At 66.4% G+C, this 20,127-nt stretch carries 12 protein-coding genes and 1 tRNA gene; 4 read left to right on the top strand and 9 right to left on the bottom strand.

What is annotated here, in order from left to right; translation table 11 throughout:
- The first annotated feature begins 249 nt into the window (after nucleotides 1–249).
- Together ACQGNJ_RS11250 and ACQGNJ_RS11245 are read left to right on the top strand one after the other, a co-directional pair.
- A complete protein-coding gene (locus tag ACQGNJ_RS11250) occupies nucleotides 250–1,527 on the top strand; it encodes an RNA polymerase sigma factor (protein ID WP_426689337.1) in 1,278 nt (425 codons plus the stop codon).
- Nucleotides 1,528–1,758: 231 nt separating this feature from the next.
- Nucleotides 1,759–5,499, top strand: coding sequence for an EAL domain-containing protein (locus tag ACQGNJ_RS11245; protein WP_426689336.1), 3,741 nt, complete (start codon nucleotides 1,759–1,761; stop codon nucleotides 5,497–5,499).
- Between the two features lie 52 nt (nucleotides 5,500–5,551).
- Here the strand turns inward: ACQGNJ_RS11245 and ACQGNJ_RS11240 are convergent, their stop codons facing one another.
- From ACQGNJ_RS11240 to ACQGNJ_RS11220, 5 genes are all read right to left on the bottom strand, one after another.
- Nucleotides 5,552–6,217 carry a DUF2894 domain-containing protein gene (locus ACQGNJ_RS11240; RefSeq protein ID WP_426689335.1) on the bottom strand — a complete coding sequence of 222 codons (666 nt, stop codon included), beginning with the start codon at nucleotides 6,215–6,217 and terminating at the stop codon, nucleotides 5,552–5,554.
- Entirely contained in the window at nucleotides 6,210–6,854 is a 645-nt protein-coding gene (locus ACQGNJ_RS11235) for an OmpA family protein (protein WP_426689334.1), read from the bottom strand. Before ACQGNJ_RS11235 ends, ACQGNJ_RS11240 begins: the two co-directional genes overlap by 8 nt.
- Nucleotides 6,851–8,947 (bottom strand): DUF802 domain-containing protein, encoded by a 2,097-nt coding sequence (locus ACQGNJ_RS11230; protein WP_426689333.1) that lies wholly within the window; start codon nucleotides 8,945–8,947, stop codon nucleotides 6,851–6,853. Before ACQGNJ_RS11230 ends, ACQGNJ_RS11235 begins: the two co-directional genes overlap by 4 nt.
- Nucleotides 8,948–8,957: 10 nt before the next feature.
- The gene (locus ACQGNJ_RS11225; RefSeq protein ID WP_426689332.1) at nucleotides 8,958–9,710 is read right to left on the bottom strand and encodes a DUF3348 domain-containing protein; all 753 of its coding nucleotides are present in this window, start codon (nucleotides 9,708–9,710) and stop codon (nucleotides 8,958–8,960) included.
- 178 nt (nucleotides 9,711–9,888) lie between these two features.
- Nucleotides 9,889–9,963: transfer RNA gene (locus ACQGNJ_RS11220), tRNA-Val, on the bottom strand.
- Nucleotides 9,964–10,099: 136 nt separating this feature from the next.
- Between ACQGNJ_RS11220 and ACQGNJ_RS11215 the strand changes: the two genes are divergently transcribed.
- Nucleotides 10,100–10,441: a lipid-A-disaccharide synthase N-terminal domain-containing protein gene (locus ACQGNJ_RS11215; protein ID WP_426689331.1), complete on the top strand. Its 342-nt coding sequence runs from the start codon at nucleotides 10,100–10,102 to the stop codon at nucleotides 10,439–10,441.
- A gap of 19 nt (nucleotides 10,442–10,460) precedes the next feature.
- Here ACQGNJ_RS11215 and metH read toward each other — a convergent pair whose 3' ends face one another.
- From metH to ACQGNJ_RS11200, 3 genes are all read right to left on the bottom strand, one after another.
- The gene (gene metH / locus ACQGNJ_RS11210) at nucleotides 10,461–13,154 is read right to left on the bottom strand and encodes a methionine synthase (RefSeq protein WP_426689330.1); all 2,694 of its coding nucleotides are present in this window, start codon (nucleotides 13,152–13,154) and stop codon (nucleotides 10,461–10,463) included.
- Nucleotides 13,155–13,305: 151 nt separating this feature from the next.
- Complete coding sequence (locus ACQGNJ_RS11205) at nucleotides 13,306–14,385, bottom strand: homocysteine S-methyltransferase family protein (RefSeq protein WP_426689329.1); 1,080 nt, start codon at nucleotides 14,383–14,385, stop codon at nucleotides 13,306–13,308.
- Between the two features lie 59 nt (nucleotides 14,386–14,444).
- Nucleotides 14,445–15,374: an ArsR/SmtB family transcription factor gene (locus tag ACQGNJ_RS11200; RefSeq protein ID WP_426689328.1), complete on the bottom strand. Its 930-nt coding sequence runs from the start codon at nucleotides 15,372–15,374 to the stop codon at nucleotides 14,445–14,447.
- A 189-nt stretch (nucleotides 15,375–15,563) separates the two neighbouring features.
- Between ACQGNJ_RS11200 and ACQGNJ_RS11195 the strand changes: the two genes are divergently transcribed.
- The gene (locus ACQGNJ_RS11195) at nucleotides 15,564–16,757 is read left to right on the top strand and encodes an acyl-CoA dehydrogenase family protein (RefSeq protein WP_426689327.1); all 1,194 of its coding nucleotides are present in this window, start codon (nucleotides 15,564–15,566) and stop codon (nucleotides 16,755–16,757) included.
- A 188-nt stretch (nucleotides 16,758–16,945) separates the two neighbouring features.
- Here the strand turns inward: ACQGNJ_RS11195 and ACQGNJ_RS11190 are convergent, their stop codons facing one another.
- Nucleotides 16,946–20,122 (bottom strand): multidrug efflux RND transporter permease subunit, encoded by a 3,177-nt coding sequence (locus tag ACQGNJ_RS11190; RefSeq protein WP_426689326.1) that lies wholly within the window; start codon nucleotides 20,120–20,122, stop codon nucleotides 16,946–16,948.
- Nucleotides 20,123–20,127 lie beyond the last annotated feature (5 nt).

Genomic DNA, 20,127 nt, shown 5'->3' with positions numbered 1-20,127 from the left:
CGTGCCAGCCGCCGGGCTGGCCGCTTGCGCCATTCGATCGTGATGCCTCGCCGGCCTTCCGTTGCAAGCCGCGGAAGGCCGGCTTGTTTCTGGACGTCACAGTCAGTCGCTTCATCCCACAGGCAAGGCAGCTACCGGGTCACGTTCGATGCAGGTGACGGTCTGGACCATCCTGTGGGGCGGTGAGTGGGCGTTGCGGCAGGGACGGACTGTTGCGCTGCCGCCGTTGCAATGCTTTGATCGACGGCAATGAGCCAAGCCGACACCCACCGCGCGATCGACACTGTCTGGCGAACCGAGTCGTCGCGGCTGATTGCCAGCCTTACCCGCATGCTGCGCGACGTCGGCCTGGCCGAGGAGCTGGCGCAGGACGCGCTGGTGGTGGCGCTGGAACAGTGGCCGCGCGCGGGCGTGCCGGAGAATCCCGGTGCGTGGCTGATGACCACGGCCAAGCGCCGCGCGATCGACCGCCTGCGCCGCAGCAAGCTGCTCGAACGCAAGCACGCGCAACTGGTGCATGAGCTCGAGCACGAACAGGAACATGCGCAATCCGCGGTCGAGGCGGCGCTGGATGATCCGTTCGGCGATGACCTGCTGCGGCTGATCTTCGTCGCCTGCCATCCGCTGCTGTCGATGGAGGCGCGCGTGGCGCTGACCCTGCGCCTGCTCGGCGGCCTCAGCACCGACGAAATTGCCCGTGCCTTCCTGATCCCCGAGCCGACCGTCGCGCAGCGCATCGTGCGCGCCAAGCGCAGCCTGGCCAAGGCCGCGGTGGCTTATGAGGTGCCGCGCGGCGATGAGCTGCAGCAGCGTTTGTCGTCGGTGCTCGGGGTGATCTACCTGATTTTCAACGAGGGTTACTCGGCCACGGCAGGCGATGACTTGATGCGGCCGGCGCTGTGCGAGGATGCCTTGCGGCTGGGCCGGGTGCTGGCCGGGCTGATGCCGGGCGAAGCCGAGGTGCACGGGCTGGTGGCGCTGATGGAGATCCAGGCCTCGCGTGCGGATGCGCGCGTGGATGCGCAGGGCGAGCCGATCCTGCTGCTCGAACAGGATCGCCTGTTGTGGGACCACCTGCAGATACGCCGCGGACTTGCCGGCCTGGAGCAGGCCCGTTTGCTGGGTGGCGCAGACGGCCATTACGCGCTGCAGGCGGCGATAGCCGCCTGCCATGCGCGAGCGGCGGACGCCGCGCAGACCGACTGGCCACAAATCGCCGAGTTGTACGCCCGGCTTGCTGCGGTGACGGGGTCACCGATCGTCGAGTTGAACCGTGCGGTGGCCGTCGGCATGGCCGCAGGCGCCGCTGCCGGTCTGGAACTGGTCGATGCCTTGACCGATGAGCCAAGTCTGCAGCGGTATCACCTGCTGCAGGCGGTGCGCGGTGATCTGCTTGAGCGGATGGGTCGCCACGGCGAGGCCCGGATCGCCTTCGAACGGGCGGCGGCGCTGACCATGAACCGGCGCGAACGCGAGCTGATGACCCGGCGCGCGCTGGGCTGCGCGGCCCCCGCGCCATCGGCCTGAAGCGCGCCCGCTCAAATCGGTGGCAGGAGCCCGCTGGCGCACGGTGCTCTTGCGAATCCCGGCTTTCAACAGACGAACGTCTGGTCATCCCGATTCCCGAATCCCGAATCCAGTAAGAAGAGCATCGCCCGCCAGCGCGCTCATGCGAGAGCGGTTCGCTGGCGAGGTGGATTTCCTGTTTGCATCCGTGCTGAAGTAGTCTGGCGATGGATTGTTCATGGGTGGGGGGGAATGGGCGATCGTATGGACAATCAGGAGCATGCTCGCGCTGCACTCAGGGAACGCTTCTATCGGAGCGTCGCGGAAACCCTCGCGTTGCTGCATGCCAACCCCGATCGGGATCGCCTCGGCATGCTGGTCACCATCGCCGGGATCCTCGCCTCGACGATGAATCTTCCGCTGGTCTGGATCGGACGACGCGAGCCGGCAAGCGATGCCGTGGAGGTCTTGGCGGCGGCCGGTCCCGCGGCGGGGTATGCCAAGGCGCTGCGGCTCAGCGCGGATGCCGGCCAGCCTGCCGGTAACGGTCCGGTGGGTATCGTGTTGCGACAGGAAGTGGCGCGGGCCACCCCGGTGGACGCACCGGAATTCCTGCCGTGGCGGGAGGCTGCGCTGCCCTATGGCTTCGGCTCCTGCATCGTGGCCGCGTCGAGGACGCGCGATCACGGCCAACTGGTGCTGGCCGCCTATTCCGGTGACGACGGCCCGAGCCTGAGCGCGGAGTTGCTCGATTGGGCGCAGCGGCTGGTCGATGAACTGGCCCGCTTCTGGGATCACCATCTGCTGCTCGAGCGCAGCCAGCGGATGAGTCGTTACCGCGATGCGCAGCGCACCATCCAGCGCGCGCTGCTGGAGCAGCCCGACCCCGAGGCGGTCTATCGCACGCTGGCGCAAGCCCTGGCCGACATCGCCGGCGCTGCTGCGGTCGACGTATTTGCTGCCGATGGCAGCGACGGCATGCTGCGCCGGGTGGCCCTGGTCGGTCCCATCGCGGACATCATGCTTGACTTGCCCACGCCGCCGCAGCACCCGGAAGGCGCCCTCGTGCTGGCGCCCACGCTGGCCTTCATGCAGGGCGCTCCGGTGATCCGCCGGCGCCCGCTCGATCCCGCGCAGGCGGCTGGCAACTGGCGCCCCGAGTTGCAGGAACATGCCGGGGCGATGGGTTGCTGGCCGCTGTTTTCCCAGCCGAATGAGGCGGGCAGCAGGCGGGTGGCGGCAGGCGTGTTTGTCGTGGCCACGGTCGAGCCCGATGCGTTCGACGACGAGATGTGCCGCCTGCTGGACGAGATCGCCGACGCCACCGGGCTGGCGCTGCGGCAGCATGCGCAACGCCATGCCTTGCTGCAGGAGCAACAGCGGCAGACTTACCTTGCGTTGCACGACGACCTCACCGGCCTGCCCAATCGGCGCGCGCTGGATCAGTACCTCGACACGGTATTGATGCAGACCCGCCTGCACGGCCGCCAGGTGGCGGTAGGCCTGCTTGACCTGGATGACCTGAAGCCGATCAACGACCGGCATGGTCACGCGGTGGGCGATCGCATCCTGATGGAGGTCGCCAACCGCTTCCGGCAGGTGCTTCGCGCCGGCGATTACGTGGCGCGACTGGGTGGCGACGAGTTCGTGCTGGTGTTCGGCGACCTGGAGCACGAGTCCGATCTCGATGACTTGCTCGAACGCGTCGATGTCAGCCTGCGCCAACCGCTGCGGCTCGACGGCGACGTGTTTTCGATCGGTGCCAGCCTGGGGATCGCGATGTATTCCAGCGAGACGATCGCCACCGGCGAGCAATTGCTGCGGCGGGCCGATCAGGCGATGTACCAGGTCAAGGCACGCAAGCGATACCGCTCGCGCTGGTGGGGCATGGCGCTGCCCGATGGCCTGGTGGATCACCCCGGTGAGCTGGACGCCATCGCCGCACCCTATGGCCACCATGCCGGTGCTCTGCTGCGCGCGTGCCGCGACATCTGGGAGCCGCAGTTGCCGGAAGTGGTGGCGCAATTCCACGCCGGCTTGCGCCAGCACGAAGGGATCGCCAGGTTGCTCGATGTGCTTCCCGCTGACGAGCTGGAGGCCTTGCAGAGTCATGTCCTGCGCCACCTGCACATTCTGCTGGGATCGGATCTGGATGTGGACGCCCATCGTGCGCGGGCCAGCCGTACCGGGCTGTTTCATGCCGGCTGCGGGCTGGAGGAGGTCTGGTTGCTCGAGGCGATCGAGCAGCTGCGGGACATCCTGGCGGCGCAGCTGGGCGGTACCGGTCCGCTCGATCGCCGCGCGCTGGCCATCCTGTTGCAGCGCCTGGGCATGGAGCGGCAATGGCAGCTGGAGAGCATGCGCGAGCTGCAGCGTCGCCGGGTGGCGTTGCTGGGCCGGATCAATGCGCTGGCGTGGTCGGCCGAAGGCTATCTGGAACTCATCCAGGGCGTGGTGGACGCGCTGGTAACGCACCGGGAAATCGCCGCCTGCGCGGTGGGGCGGCCGGACCCGTCGGGCGAGTTGACCTACGAGGCGGTGGCCGGCACGGCGTTCGCCGAATACCTGCACGCGCTGGGTACCGGCAAGGCCGTGCCGATCCGCGTACAGGCCGGCAGCCCGGACGGCGAGGGGCCGAGCGGACGCGCCTGGCGCAGCGCCAGCATCCAGCGCTGCACCCACTATGGCAGCGATCCGCTGATGGCCGGCTGGCGCGACATCGCGTTGAGCCTGGGCGTGGTTTCCAACGTGGCGATTCCGCTGTCGCCGGTACCGGCCACGCCGGCGGTCCTGCTCACCCTGTACAGCCCGTATGCCGGTGGCTTCCAGGGTGAGGACCAACAGGCCTTCGTTGATCAGCTCAAGACCGTGCTGGACCTCGCGCTGGCGCGCCTGGCGCCGCCGCGGCAGGGCACCGAGCTGCTGCCGTTCTTCGTGCGCGAGCGCTGGCGCGCGATGATCGCGACCGATGCGTTGCAGATGCATTACCAGCCGCTGGTCCGGCTGGCCGACGGCCATGTCGCCGAGTTCGAGGCGCTGGCGCGATTGCGTGACGACAGCGGCGAGCTGCTGGCGCCGGCACGTTTCCTGCCCGCGCTGGGTGCCGACGATCTGCTCGCGCTGTTCCGTCATGGCGTGGGCCAGGCGGTGGCCTGTCGCGAATGGCTGCGGCAGTCCGGGCAAACATTGGACCTGTCGGTGAATGTGCCGGCGGCGGCACTGGAAGACGTGCGCTATGCCGAGGCGATGGCGGCCGAGCTCGCCCGCAGCGGTTGCCCGGCCAGTGCGTTGCTGCTGGAGATCCTCGAGTCGCCGATCGGCACCGAGCACGATGTGGTGCTGCAGGGCCCGGGCATGCAGTCGCTGAGGGCGCTGGGCGTGCGTCTGGTCGAAGACGACCTGGGCGCTGGCTACAGCTCGTTGATCCGCCTGCGCCAGTGGCCGTTTGACCGGATCAAGATCGACCAGGCCATCGTGCTGCAGGCACGGCAGGATCCGCTGAACACCTTGCGCTTCATCCGTCAGCTGATCCGCATCGGCCACGACCTGCAACTTGAAGTGGTGGTCGAAGGGCTGGAGTCGGCCGACCTGGTCGAGGCGGCGGCAATTCTCGGCGCGGACTTCGGCCAGGGCTATGCACTGGCCCGGCCGATGCCGCGCACCGCATTGCCGGGCTGGCTGGACAGCTATCGGCACGAGCCGCACCGAGGCGGGCCGCGAACCGGCCTCGGGGCGCTGGCCGGCGAATTGCGCTGGGAGGAACAGTTCATTGCACTGCCGGCCGAGCCGACGTTCTGGGCCAGGCACGCCGAGGGCAGCTGCGATCCGGGCGAATATCTGCATGGCGCCGGTCTGGGTGCCGCGCTGAACATGAGCCACCAGGCGATGCACGCGGCGGCGATGGGTGGCCCGCTGGATCCGTCCTATCGTCGCCAGCGCGATGTTTTTCTCGCGCTGCTGGTCGAGCACGTGCTCGGCCAAGAGGATTGCTGAGCCACCTGCGTGGCACAGGCGTGCGCCGGAGCTTGCCGGAACAAGGCCGGCTTCACTCGGCCTGACTGCGGTCCTTGCCGCGGGTGCGCTTTCCGGAGCTTGTGCCGCGCGGGCCTTCCCGGCCGCCGAGCGCGCCACCGTCCTGCAGCTGCTCCAGCCATGCCAGGGCATCGACGTAGGCCAGAAAATGCTGGAGATAGCCAGGCGAAAGCTCGCGCATGAGCGTCAGTGAACGGTGGACGAGGCTGCCGGAGTTGAGCGGGCCGGCATCGGTGGGAATCTGTTCGAGCGATTGGCGCAGCTGGCTTTGCGCGCGCACCCGCGACCAGATTCCCCGGAACTCGTCGAGCGCCGGCAAGACGGGAAAGCTGGCGGGCGTCGCGGCAGCATGGCGAGTGGCCCGACTGTCGCTGCGCGCCGCGGCGCGCGTGGCCAGCTCATCGACCAGGTCGCCGAGCGCGCCGCGCGCACGCGGGCAGGGTGTCGTCGCGCTTTCGACAGGGTTGGCGTGGCAGGTCGACTGTTGCAGATCCCTGGCGTACGCATCGATCAGTCGGTCCAGCCGCTCATCCAGAATGCGGCGCGCCGCGCCGACGTGATCCATGGCGCATTGCTGCAGCGTCTCGATGACATGGAATCGAACCGGGTTCAGGCGATCGGCGTGCCGGTCGCGCCATGCGTCGAGTATTCCCCGGGTACGCGCGCCGGCATCACTCATGCGTCGTCGCCGTCGCGGGCTGTCGGGGAACCGGTGAAATTTCCACGCGCCGGTTGCGTGCCCGTGCCGCGTCATCGACGTTCGGGCTTACCGGCTGTTGCGAGCCGAACGCGGCGGCGAAGATCGAGGAGGCCGGCAAGCCTTCGGCGATCAGCGCGCGGGTCACGGTCAATGCACGCTCGGCGGACAGCTCCCAGTTGTCGGCGAATTGGCGGTTGCCGTCGCGCACCTGGCGGTCGTCGGTGAAGCCGCTCACCATAAGGATTTCATCGCGCGAAGTGAGGTAGGCGGAAAGCGGTGCGGCCAGGCTCTTCAGCAACTCGCGCCCTTCCGGTTGCAGCTGATCGGAGTTCAGCGCGAACAACACGCTGCCGCGTATGCCGATGCGGCCGTTGACCAGGGTGACGCGACCGGCGGCCAGCGGCACCGCCAGCGCCTGCTCCAGGGTGATCCGACGCTGTGCTTCGGCTTGCCGCTGCCTGACCTCTTCCTGCAGCCGGTTCGACAGTTGCAGTTGCATGCCGATTACGCCCACCAGGATCAGCACGAACACGCCCAGCAGCACCGACATCAGGTCGCCGAAGGCGGCCCAGATCGGCGCCGTCGATTCCTCGACGCCATCGATCTCCTCGCTCATGCGCTTCCCGCCAGGGTGGCCGCGCGCTGGCCGGCGAGCTGCTGCATTTCCTCGATGATCTGCTGCTGTGACAGCGTGCTCAGCTCGATGACCTCCCTCGCTTGCGCGACGTAGTAGGCCAGTTGCTCGTCACTGCGTGCCAGCGATTTGTCCAGCGCTTCCTGGATGCCCTGCAGCCGATCCATCAGCATGTCGTTCGATTCGCCAAACGTCTTCACTGCCACGCCGAAGACTTCGCCCAGGCTGGCCACCTCGAGCGCACTGCCGCTGACCTGGGCGGCGACCACGCCGAGCTTGCCGGTTTCCGCTTCGAGGTGGTCGGTGAAGCGGCTGCCGACCCGTTCCAGCAGATCCGCCGAGGTGCCCAGCAAGGCATCGACCGCCGCCCGTTGCTCGGTGGATGCGTGGTTCACCGCATCGAGCAGGGTGTCGAGCGTGGCCATCAGGCGGCTGCGCTCGTCCAGCATGGCGTTGTCGCGGACCATGCTGTCGGAAAGCTTCTGGCGCAGTTCGGCGACCACCTCGGCCGCCGCCCGGGGTGCTTCGGACGCGGCCTGCACCAGTCGCGAAATTTCGGCGATGGTGTCGCTGGCGTGGGCCCTGGTCTGTGCCGAGATGTCGTGCGCGGTGCGCGCCAGGGTGTCGCAGATGTCATGCTGCCGGCGGGCGGCTTGCTCGCCGGCCTGCTCCCATTGCGCGCCCAGCGCGTCGGTCATCGAGCCGAGCGATGCACTCCACGTGGCCAACCGTTCGGCATCCCGCGCTTCCAGCCTGGCCTGCACCTCGGCATGCGACTGCTGCACGAGGCGCAGCAGCGTTGCGGCGTGTGCCTCGAAGCTTGCCGCGGTGGACGTCAACGCCTGCTGGTTGCCGGCCGCCAGATCCCGGTTGAGCGCTGCCTGATGCGACAGCGCGGCGGTCCACGCCTCTGCCGCGCTGTGCGCGGTGGCGTCGAGGTGGCTGGAGACATCCTGCAGCAGGCCGGTCGAGCGTTGCTCGAAGGTGTCGGCATAGCGATCCAGCGAGTTGCGCAGGTCCTGCGCAAATGCGTCGTTCGAGCGGCGGTGCTCCGCCAGCGCCTCGTTCCAGCGTTCGGCCAGGTTCGTGGTGGTCGTCTCCAGTCCGCTCGACATGCCGTCCAGCTGGCGCTGCACGGCTTGCGTCACGGTGCCGTGCAGCGCGGCGGTTTCGCGGGCGAGAGCGGCCATCGTCGCTGCCATGACCGGTTGCAGTGCCGCGCCGACGGCGCTGGCGCTCTCGGCAACGCTCTCTTTCAAGGATGTCTCCACCGCAGCGGCGAGCCGCGTATAGGTGGCTTCGGTCCGGGCATGGAAGGCTTCCTGGCCGGCCAGCTGGCGATCGCTCGCGGCCACGTTCTGTTGCTCGATGGCCGCCATCATCGCCTGCAGACGATCGACCAGGGTCGGCATCAACTCGGTCTGCTGCAGCAGCAGCTTGAAGGTTTCCTCGCGCTGGTGGCTCTGCGAATGGATGCGCAGCGTCGTGGCGATTTTCGCGTCCAGCCGTTGCACCGCCTGCAGCCGCTCGCGTCGGCACAGCGCCGAAAGCAGGCCGAGCATGGCCGAGCTGGCCACGCCCGCGATCGAGGTGCCGAACGCAAAGCCCAGGCCCTTCACCGGTGCGGCCAGCGATTCACGAATGGCCTGCAGATCGGCGGCGCTTTCCAGCGCCATGCCGGTGCCCCTGAGGGTTGCCATCATGCCCAGCAGGGTGCCCAGCATGCCGAGCAATACCAGCAGGCCCACCAGATACGGCGTCAACACCGGCACGGGCAGGGCCGCGCGCGCCCCTTCGATGCGCAGGCGCACCGCGTTGCGCAGGTCCGGATGCAGCTGGTCGATCCAGTCAGGCAGGCGGGGCGGCGGTGCCGCCAGGTCCGCCACCGCTTGCGTCAGGGTGGTCGTGGCCTGCCGATAGCGATGCAGTTCCAGGCCGCCGGCCAGATAACACGCGCCGATCAGCAGCGCGACGATCACGCCGGGTGGGTTGGAACCGACATAGCCCGCACCGATCCAGCACACGACGGCAAGACCTGCCAGGAACACACCGAGATAGAGAAAATTTCTGAACATGACTTCCCAGTTAGCGGGTGCGAAGCGCTGCAAGCAGGCCTTCGATCGGTTGAAAACGAACATCCAGTTCGGCCAGCAGCACGCTCTGCATGTCCTTGCGAAACACGTCCAGCCACGTCCGCGGCGATGTCGATGCGGCTTCCTTGGTGGCCGCTGCATCGGCAAGGCCCTTTTGCCCGGCCTGCTGCAAACGCTCGAAATGTCCCCCGAGCAATCCGGGCACCCGGGCCAGCAACGCCTGCTCGCGCGGACTCAGTGCCGCCTCCATCGCGGCGTCCACCGCAGCCAGCCGTGCCATCCCGGCCGACCTCGGCACCAGCGCATCGCGCAGACGTCCGCGCAGGTTGCCGGTGGCTGCCTGCATCGAGCGCTGGAGCAACACGTAGTGCTGGCGGAACACCGCGTAGTCCACCGCTTCCTGCGCGCGAACTTCCTCCGCCTGCGCCTTCCCGTGGTGCCCGGCGACGGCCAGTGCACGGTCGCCAGTGATGGAACGGGTCAGCGAGCTGCGCATGCGCGCGCATTCGTCCTGTTCGGCGCTGTCGGAGCGGGATGCCGCGGGATCCGCCGCCGGCGGCGCGCCGTCAAGCGAAGTGGACAAGGCGATCGCATGGCTCCAGTCGAGCCACTGGCCCAGCCGGTCCGCCAGCGATGGCGTGGATGGCGCAACGTCAACGTCCGCCAGGTTCGCCAGCAGGCGAATGAAGATCGGGCCGCGGACCGCGCTCCGTCGAGGAGCTTGCCGTTGAGGAACTTGCGCCATAGTTGTTTGAAAAACCGCCATTTTACATGTGGGCAAGACGGCGATGGCCGCGGCCTGAAAACAGCCGGATGGCCGAGTGAACCGATGGAGACGAGTGGCCCTGGGTGACCCCGCGCCTTGCCCGGGCACAAACGAAAGAAGCCATCCCTGCGGATGGCTTCAGACGTGAATCCGGATGTGGTGGGCGATGCAAGGATCGAACTTGCGACACCTGCCGTGTGAAGGCAGTGCTCTACCGCTGAGCTAATCGCCCGCCGAGAACGCGCAATTTTAGGGATAGTCGCGGAGCGGGTCAATGCCTTTCGCCGCGGCGGCGCGGTCGGTGGTCACGGCGCCCCGGGGCGGGCTTGCTAGACTTGCGCCCCTGCCTTCAGCCAAAGCGCGCCGTCATGGACTTTCTCAGTACCCACCTCGCTCCCATCCTCCACGCGCTGCAGCGGTTCGAATTGACACCGTGGAAAATGGTCGGCTTCACCGGCACCTTGCTGTTCACCAGCCGCTGGTTCGTGCAGCTGTATTACACGCGCAAGTACAAGCGGGTGGTGATGCCGCTGGCATTCTGGTGGTTGTCGGTATGCGGCAGCGTGTTGTTGCTGGCGTACTTCACCCTGGGCAAGAACGACTCGGTGGGCATCATCTCGAACTTCTTCCCGGTGTTTGTCTCGATCTACAACCTGATCGTGCATCTGCGTCATCACAAGAATGACATCACCGGTGATGCCACGGCGTGAGGTGCGCGCTCCTACAAGGCTATTCGGGGTCGTAGTCGAGGTTGGAGGCGAGCCAGCGCTCGGCTTCGGCAAGGGTCCAGCCCTTGCGCCTGGCGTAATCCTCGACCTGTTCCTTGCCGAGTCGGCCGACCACGAAGTACTGGCTGTCCGGGTGCGAGTAGTACCAGCCGGAGACCGCGGCGGCCGGGTACATCGAGAAGCCTTCGGTGAGTTCGATGCCGGTGTTTTTGGTGACGTCGAGCAAGGCGAACAGGGTGGTTTTTTCAGTGTGGTCGGGGCAGGCCGGATAGCCGGGTGCCGGGCGGATGCCACGGTATTTCTCGGCGATCAGCGCGTCGTTGTCGAGTATCTCTTGCGGCGCGAAACCCCAGAACTCCTTGCGCACGCGTTCGTGCATGTGTTCGGCGAACGCTTCGGCGAGGCGATCGGCCAGCGCCTTGAGGATGATCGAGGAGTAGTCGTCGTAGTCGGCCTGGAAACGCGCCAGGTGTTGCTCGATGCCGAGGCCGGCGGTGACCGCGAAGCCGCCGATCCAGTCCGGCTTGGCGAACTCCTTCGGCGTGATGAAATCGGCGAGGCACAGGTTGGGGCGTTCGGACGGCTTGTCGGCCTGCTGGCGCAGGCTGCGCAAGGTGGCGAGGCGCGCGCTGCGGCTGCTGTCGGTATAGACCTCGACGTCGTCGCCGATGTTGGCGGCCGGCCACAGGCCGATCACGGCGCGCGCGGTGAGCCATTTCTCGGCGACGATCCTGTCCATCATCGCCTGCGCGTCGCGGAACAGTTCGCTGGCCTGGCTACCGACGATTTCGTCGGTGAGGATGGCTGGGTAGTGGCCAGCCAGTTCCCATGCCTGGAAGAACGGCGTCCAGTCGATGTAGCGGCGGATGGTCGACAGGTCGTAGTCGTCGAGCACGGTAACGCCAGGCCGGTTCGGCTGCGGCGGATCGTAACTGGCCCAGTCGCAGCGGAAGCGCTGCGCGCGCGCCTTCTCCAGCGACACCAGCTGTTTGCCGGGGCCGCGGTTGCGATGACGTTCGCGCACGTCGGCGTAGTCGGCGCGCACTTTCGCCAGGAAGTCCTCGACCAGGTCCTTGCTGACCAGTGATTGCGCCACGCCGACGGCCCGCGAGGCGTCCTTCACCCAGACCGTGCCGGCCTTGTAGTGCGGCTCGATCTTCAGCGCGGTATGCGCGCGCGAGGTGGTGGCACCGCCGATCAGCAGCGGGATGTGGAAATCCTGCCGCTGCATCTCGCGCGCGACCTGGCTCATCTCCTCCAGCGATGGCGTGATCAGGCCGGACAGGCCGATCATGTCGGCGTTCTCGGCGATCGCGGTTTCCAGGATCTTCTGCGCGGGCACCATCACGCCCAGATCGATCACCTCGAAGTTGTTGCAGCGAAGTACCACGCCGACGATGTTCTTGCCGATGTCGTGCACGTCGCCCTTGACCGTGGCCATGATGATCTTGCCGTTGTTCTTGCCCATGTCGCCGGTGCGCAGCTTCTCCGCCTCGATGTACGGCAGCAGGTAGGCCACCGCCTTCTTCATCACGCGGGCGGATTTCACCACCTGCGGCAGGAACATCTTGCCGGCGCCGAACAGGTCGCCGACCACGTTCATGCCGTCCATCAGCGGGCCTTCGATCACGTCGAGCGGGCGCGATGACATCTGCCGTGCTTCTTCGGTGTCCTCGACCACGTACTGGTCGATGCCGTGCACCAGCGCGTGGCTGAGCCGCTCGCGCACGGGCTGCTCACGCCAGGCCAGCGTCTCGACCACCGCTTCGCCACGCTTGCCCTTGTAGTTGTCGGCGATCTCCAGCAGCCGCTCGGTGGCATCGTCGCGGCGATTGAGCACCACGTCCTCGACGCGCTCGCGCAGCGGCGGGTCGATGTCGTCCATGATCGTCAGCGCGCCGGCGTTGACGATGCCCATGTCCATGCCGGCGCGGATCGCGTGGTACAGGAACACCGAGTGGATCGCCTCGCGCACGATGTTGTTGCCGCGGAACGAGAACGACACGTTGGAGACGCCGCCGGAGATGTGGCAATCCGGGAAACGTCTTTTCAGTTCGCGGGTGGCCTCGATGAAATCCACCGCATAGTTGTTGTGTTCCTCGATGCCGGTGGCGATGGCGAAGATGTTCGGGTCGAAGATGATGTCTTCGGGCAGGAAGTCGAGTTCCTTCGTCAGCAACTCGTAGGCGCGCGAACAGATTTCCACCTTGCGCTCGCAGGTGTCGGCCTGGCCCTGCTCGTCGAACGCCATCACCACGGCGGCGGCGCCGTACTGCTGCACCTTGCGCGCCTGCTCAAGGAACGCCGCTTCGCCTTCCTTCATCGAGATCGAGTTGACGATGCCCTTGCCCTGCAGGCAGCGCAGGCCGGCCTCGATCACCGTCCACTTGGACGAGTCGATCATGAACGGCACGCGGGCGATGTCGGGCTCGGACGAGATCAGGTTGACGAAGCGGGTCATCGCCGCCTCGGAGTCGATCAGGCCCTCGTCCATGTTGATGTCGATGATCTGCGCGCCGTTCTCGACCTGCTGGCGGGCGACTTCGACGGCTTCGTCGTAGCGGTCTTCCTTGATCAGCTTCTTGAACTGCGCCGAGCCGGTGACATTGGTGCGCTCGCCGACATTGATGAACAGCAGGTCGGGCGTGATGACCAGTGGTTCGAGGCCGGACAGGCGGGTGTGACGGGTGTTCATGAGTGGCGACACCATGCAATTACCCCCTCCCCTGCTTGCAGGGGAGGGCTGGGGAGGGGTAAAGCTTTTGATCTGGCTTTTGAGATGAAGGTCAAGAGCTTTACCCCCTCCCGACCTCCCCCTGCGAGCAGGGGGAGGAGCAAAGGCGCGTTCATGCGGCCTCCGCGTCACGCACGGGCAACGCCCGTGGCGCGCAATCGCGCACGGCCTCGGCAATCGCCTTGATATGCGCCGGGGTGGTGCCGCAGCAGCCGCCAACCAGGTTCAGCAGACCATCGCGGGCAAACCCGCCGATCACGCTGGCCATGTGCTCGGGCGTCTCGTCGTACTCGCCGAAGGCATTCGGCAAGCCGGCGTTCGGATGCGTGCTGACGTAGCTCTCGGCGAGATTCGCCAGGGTCTGGATATGCGGGCGCAGATCATCGGCACCGAGCGCGCAGTTGAAGCCTACCGACAGCGGTCGCGCGTGGCGCACCGAGTAATAGAACGCCTCGGCAGTCTGGCCGGACAGGGTGCGGCCGGAGCGGTCGGTGATGGTGCCGGAGATCATCACCGGCATCCGTGCGCCGCGCTGGTGGAACAACTCGCTCAGCGCGAACAGGGCGGCCTTGGCGTTCAGCGTGTCGAAGATCGTTTCGACCATGATCACGTCGGCGCCGCCCTCGATCAGGCCGTTGGCGGATTCGGTGTAGTTCTCTGCCAGCTCCTCGAAGGTGACGTTGCGGAAACCCGGGTCGTTGACGTCCGGTGACAGCGAGGCGGTGCGGCTGGTGGGGCCCAGCACGCCGATCACGAAGCGCGGCTTTTCCGGCGTCTTCGCCGTCATCGCGTCACAGGCGGCACGGGCGAGCCGGGCGCCTTCGAGGTTCAGCTCGTGCGCCAGCTGCTGCAGCTGGTAGTCGGCCTGGCTGATCCGGGTGGAATTGAAGGTATTGGTTTCGATCAGGTCGGCGCCGGCTTCGAGATAGGCGTCGTGCACGCCGCGGATGATGTCCGGTCGGGTCAGCGTGAGCAGGTCGTTGTTGCCCTTGAGGTCGCAGCCGGGATGATCGTGCGCGTGGGCATGGCCGTCATGGCCATGCTCGAAGCGCTCGCCGCGAAAGCCGCCCTCGTCCAGCTCGTGCGCCTGCAGCATGGTGCCCATGCCGCCATCGAGGATCAGGATGCGCTGGCGCAGCGCCTGCTCCAGCAGGGCGACGCGTTCGGGGTGGAGCCAGGGCAGGGTGCTCATGGGATTTCCTGGTGAAACGAATGGATCGGCCGCTGTCCGGCTTGCTTGATCGGGCTTGCTCAGTCCGGCTTGCGCGCGAGCAGGCTGATCACTTCAAAATGCGGCGCCTTGCGTTCGCGGCTGAGCCGGGTGCAACTCAATACGTCAAGTTTGGCGGCCCGCGCGTAGCCATCCAACTGTTCGCTGCTGAAGCCGAGATTGCGGTGATCGAACGGCTCGACCGCCTTGCCGTGGTCGTGCTGGCCCAGCGTCACCGCCAGCAGTCGACCACCGGGGCGCAGCAGGCGTGCGGCCTCGGCGACCGCCTTGGCGGGGTGTTCGGCATAGGTCAGCGCATGCAGCATCAGCACCAGGTCGAAGCGTTGTTCGCCCAGTTCCAGCGCATGCATGTCGCCCTCGATCACGCGCACGTTGGGGAACGCCCGCAGCCGCTTGGCGGCGGCCTCGACCACCCGCTCGCTGGAATCGACGCAGACGATCGAATGCGCATGCGGCGCCAGCAGTTCGGCCGTGATGCCATCGCCGGAAGCGATGTCCAGCACGTCGCCGGTACCCAGCAATTGCAGCAGTGAACGGGCCAGCGTCTCCCAGGTGCGGCCGGGCGAATAATGGCGCTCCATGTCGCCGGCGACGGTATCGGCCCAGCCTTCCTCGCGGGCGCGGTTGGCCAGCACGCCGGGCAGGCGTGCGGCATCCTCGCGCAGCAAGGCGTCGTCGATGCTGGCGCGCAGCGAGCTGAGCAGACCGTGCTGCGCTTCATCACCTTCATTGTTGGCACGGTAGTAGGCGGAGACCCCGGCGCGGCGATCGCGGACCAGGCCCGCTTCCTTCAGTTTGGCCAGATGGGTGGACACGCGTGGCTGGGCCAGGTGCAGCACCGCAGCCAGTTCGGCGACGGTGAGTTCCTCGTTTTCCAGCAGGGCCAGCAGACGCACCCGGGTGGGGTCGGCGAGCAGCCGCAACACGCTGGAGGCGGTGGCCAGATCCATCATGCATCCCTTTATCGCGATATAAAGATGCATAGGCTAGGCCGCATCGCACGGGGCGTCAAGGACCCATGGCCCGCCAGCAGGATCCAGTCCGGTGACGATCCGCCCGGCGTCCCGGGCGGCGGTCGCATTGCGCTGGACGACAGTCCTGGGCGAGCCTCGTCGCTGATTCGGCCCATCCCGGCTAAAATGGTCGGCTTTCCCCTCTGCCGGAGCTGCCCCATGGATTTCAGCTTTACCGAAGACCAGCTGTCGATCCAGTCGATCGCGCGCGACTTTGCACAAAAGCGCATCGCCCCGGTGGCAGCCGAACTGGATGCCAAGGGCGAGTTTCCGCTGGAGAACATCCGCGAGATGGGCAAGCTCGGCCTGATGGGCATCGAAGTACCCGAGGCCTACGGCGGTGCCGGCATGGATTCGATCGCCTATGCGCTGGCGGTGATCGAGGTCGCCGCGGCCGATGCGGCCACCTCGACCATCATGTCGGTGAACAATTCGCTGTTCTGCAACGGCATCCTCAAGCACGGCAACGAGGAACAGAAGCAGACATACGTGCGTGCGATCGCCACCGGCGAGGCCATCGGCGCGTATGCGCTGACCGAGCCGCAGTCGGGTTCCGACGCGTCGGCGATGCATACCCGCGCCACCAAAAATGCTGATGGCAACTGGGTGATCAACGGCAAGAAGAGCTGGATCACCTCCGGCCCGGTGGCGCGCTACATCGTGCTGTTCGCGATCAGCACGCCAGGCATCGGCGCCAAGGGCGTGTCGGCCTTCATCGTGGACACCCAGTTGCCGGGCTTCCACGCCGGCAAGACCGAACCCAAGCTGGGCATTCGCGCCTCGGCCACGTGCGAGATCGAGTTCACCGACTACGTGTTGCCGAAGGAAAACCTGCTCGGCGAAGAGGGCAAGGGCTTCTCGATCGCGATGGGCGTGCTCGACGCCGGGCGCATCGGCATCGCCTCGCAGGCCGTGGGCATTTGCCGGGCCGCCTACGAGGCCACCCTGCAATGGTCGCGCGACCGCAAGGCGTTCGGCGTGCCGATCGGCACCTTCCAGATGACCCAGTCGAAGATCGCCGACATGAAGTGCAAGCTCGATGCAGCGACCTTGCTGACCCTGCGTGCCGCGTGGGCCAAGGGCGAGGCCGAAAGGACCGGCGGGCGCTTCGGCACCGAGGCGGCGGTGGCCAAGCTGGTCGCCTCGGAAGCGGCGATGTGGATCAGCCACCAGGCGGTGCAGATCCACGGCGGCATGGGCTACTCGAAGGAAATGCCGCTGGAACGCTACTTCCGCGACGCCAAGATCACCGAGATCTACGAAGGCACCAGCGAGATCCAGCGCATGGTGATCGCGCGGGCGGAAACCGGCCTGCGCTGAAAAGCGAGGAGTGAGTGGAGAGGAGTGAGGAGTGAGATGGAGCCCAAACCTCAAGCCTCTCCATCAGCGTGAAACAGGAAACAAAAGGCCCCGGCTTGCACCGGGGCCTTTTGTTTCAGTCCTGCCGTGAAGTGATGAGCAGCGAGCCTTTCTCTCACTCCTCACTCCTCTCCACTCACTCCTCGCCCTTACACACCGCGACGCGGATCCGAATCGAACGACTGCATGCCGTTGTGGGATGACGTGGCCGCCGGCGTATCGCCGTCCAGCTTGTCGCCCAGCAGGCGGCGCACCACCACGTAGAACACCGGGATCAGCAACACGCCGAGGAAGGTGGCGAACAGCATGCCGCCGATCACGCCGGTGCCGATCGCATGGCGCGCATTGGCGCCGGCGCCGCTGGAAATGAACAGCGGGAACACGCCGAGGATGAACGCCAGCGAGGTCATCAGGATCGGCCGCAGACGCAGTCGGGCGGCGTCGATGGTAGCTTCGCGCAAGGTACGCCCGGCCTTCTGCTCGGCCACCGCGAACTCCACGATCAGGATCGCGTTCTTGGCGGCCAGGCCGATCACCGTGATCAGGCCGATCTTGAAGTAGATGTCGTCGGGAAGGCCGCGCAGCAGGGTGAACACCACCGCGCCGAGCAGGCCCAGCGGCACCACCAGCATCACCGAGACCGGGATCGACCAGCTTTCATACAACGCGGCCAGGGCCAGGAACACGATCACGATCGACAGCAGCATCAGCAAGGTGGCCGCGTTGCCCGACAGGATTTCCTGATAGGACTGACCGGTCCAGTCGAAGCCGAAGCCCTTGGGCAGATCGTTGTTGACGATCTTTTCCATCTCGTTCATGGCCTCGCCCGAGGCATGTCCCGGCGCCGGCGAGCCGACGATTTCCACCGCCGAATAGCCGTTGTAACGGGTCAGCGAGGGTGATGAGACTTCCCACTTGTCGCGCACCACGGTGGACAACGGGATCATTTCCGGCGAGCCGTTGCTGGTGGTCTGCGTGCTGGGCGTGAAAATGTGCTGCAGCGCCTCCGGACCCATGCGGTAAGGCGCATCGGCCTGCATGATCACCCGCTTGATGCGGCCACCATAGGTGAAGTCGTTGACGTAGATCGGCGCCAGCATCAGGCCGATCGCGTTGTAGATGTCACCCACCTGCAAGCCCATCGACTGGGCCTGCACGCGATCCACATCCAGGTGCAACTGCGGCGAGTCCTCCAGCGCGTTGGGGCGCACACCGACCAGCGAGGTGTCCTGGCTGGCCTTGCCCAGCAGCATGTTGCGCGCCTGGGTCAGGGCTTCACGACCCGCACCGCTGCGATCCTGCAGGTACATGTCGAAACCGCCGAACTGGCCCAGTCCCTGCACGGTCGGAATGTTCGCCACGAAGATCCGCGCGTCGTGGATCTGCTGCATGGAGCCATTGGCTCGCTGGATGAAGTCGGCCGCCGTTCCGTCGCGCTTGGCCCAGTCCTTCAGCCGGATGAAAGCCATGCCCGCGTTTTCACCCGAACCGATGAAGCTGAAGCCGGTGACCTGAAGCACGCCTTTCACGGCCGGATCCTTCATCAGGATCTCGCGCATCTGCGTCATTACCGCCAGGGTGCGCTGCTTGGTCGCGCCGGGAGGCAACTGGATCACCGACAGCGCGTAGCCCTGGTCCTCTTCCGGCAGGAAGCTGCCAGGCAGCCGCGTGTAGAGGAAGCCGCCGAGCACGGCCAGCAGCACGAACACCAGCATCCAGCGCGGTGCATGCCGCACGGCGCCGCCGATATGGCCGGTGTATTTGCTGGTGGTCCAGTCGAAGAAGTCGTTGAACTTGCGGAAGACGACATTCTTCTTCTTGTGGTGTTCGGGCTGCAGGAAGCTGGCGCACAGCGCCGGTGTGAACGACAGCGCGAGGAAGGCGGAGAAGCCCATCGACACGGCGATGGTCAGCGCGAACTGCTTGTAGATGATGCCGGACGCACCCGGCTGCAGCGACGAGGGCACGAACACCGCTGCCAGCACCACGGTGATCGCCACCACCGCCCCGGTGATCTGGCCCATCGCCTTGCGGGTGGCATCCTTCGGCGACAGACCTTCCTCGGTCATGATGCGCTCGACGTTCTCGATCACCACGATCGCATCGTCGACCACGATGCCGATCGCCAGCACCATGCCGAACAGGGTCAGCTGGTTGATGCTGAAACCGAGCACCAGCATGCCGAGGAAGGTGCCCAGCAACGCCACCGGGATCACCAGGGTGGGGATGATGGTGGCGCGGATGTTCTGCAGGAACAGCAGCATCACCAGGAACACCAGGATGATCGCCTCGATCAGCGTGTGCACCACTTCGTTGATCGAGATGGTGACGAAGGCGGTGCTGTCGTACGGGCTGAACCAGGTCACGCCCTGCGGGAAGCTTGGCGCCAGTTCATCCATCTTGCCGCGCACGGCGGTCGCCACGTTGAGCGCGTTGGCGCCGGGCAGCAACTGGATCGCGAACGCGCCGATCGGCTTGCCGTCGTACTGGGTGTCGAAGCCGTAGCCGCCGGGACCGAAGCTGATGCGTGCCACGTCGCCCAGCTTGACGGTGGTGCCGTCGGCATTGGCGCGCAGGATGATGTCGGCAAACTGTTCGGGCGAGGTAAAGCGCCCTTCGGTCGACACGGTGGCGTTGAAACCCTGGCCGGGCAGGGCCGGGTCGGCACCGAGTGCACCCGCCGCGAACTGCACGTTCTGCGCCTTGATTGCCGCCAGCACCTGCGTGGCGGACAGCTTGTAACCCTGCAGCTTGTCCGGGTTCAGCCAGATGCGCATGGCGTACTCGGAGCCGAACTGCTGGGTGCTGCCGACGCCGGGCACGCGGGAGATCTGATCGAGCACCTGCGAGCCGACGATGTCGTTGAGGCGGTCGCGATCGATGTTCTTGTTGTCCGAGGTCAGCGCCACGACCATCAGGAAGCCGGCGTTGGCCTTGGCCACCACCACGCCCTGCTGGGTCACTTCGGACGGCAGCCGCGGCGTGGCCAGCGCCACCTTGTTCTGCACTTGCACCTGGGCGATGTCCGGGTCGGTGCCGCTCTCGAAGGTCAGCGTGATGCTGGCACGGCCGCTGGCACTGGACGACGAGCTGAAATACAGCAGATGGTCGATGCCGGTCAGCTGCTGCTCGATCACCTGGGTGACGGTTTTCTCGGTGGTCTCGGCACTGGCGCCGGGGTAGGTCGCGCTGACCGTCACCGAGGGCGGCGCGATCGTCGGATACGACTCCACGCCCAGGTTGAGGATGGCCAGCACGCCACCCAGGGAAATCAGGATCGCCACCACCCAGGCAAAGATCGGGCGGTCAATGAAGAAACTCGGCATCGTCG

It is taken from the genome of Rhodanobacter ginsengiterrae (assembly GCF_050026815.1).
GTDB lineage: Bacteria > Pseudomonadota > Gammaproteobacteria > Xanthomonadales > Rhodanobacteraceae > Rhodanobacter > Rhodanobacter ginsengiterrae.
Note: the sequence above shows the minus strand (reverse complement) of the source record. Positions and strands in the feature narration are given on the sequence as shown.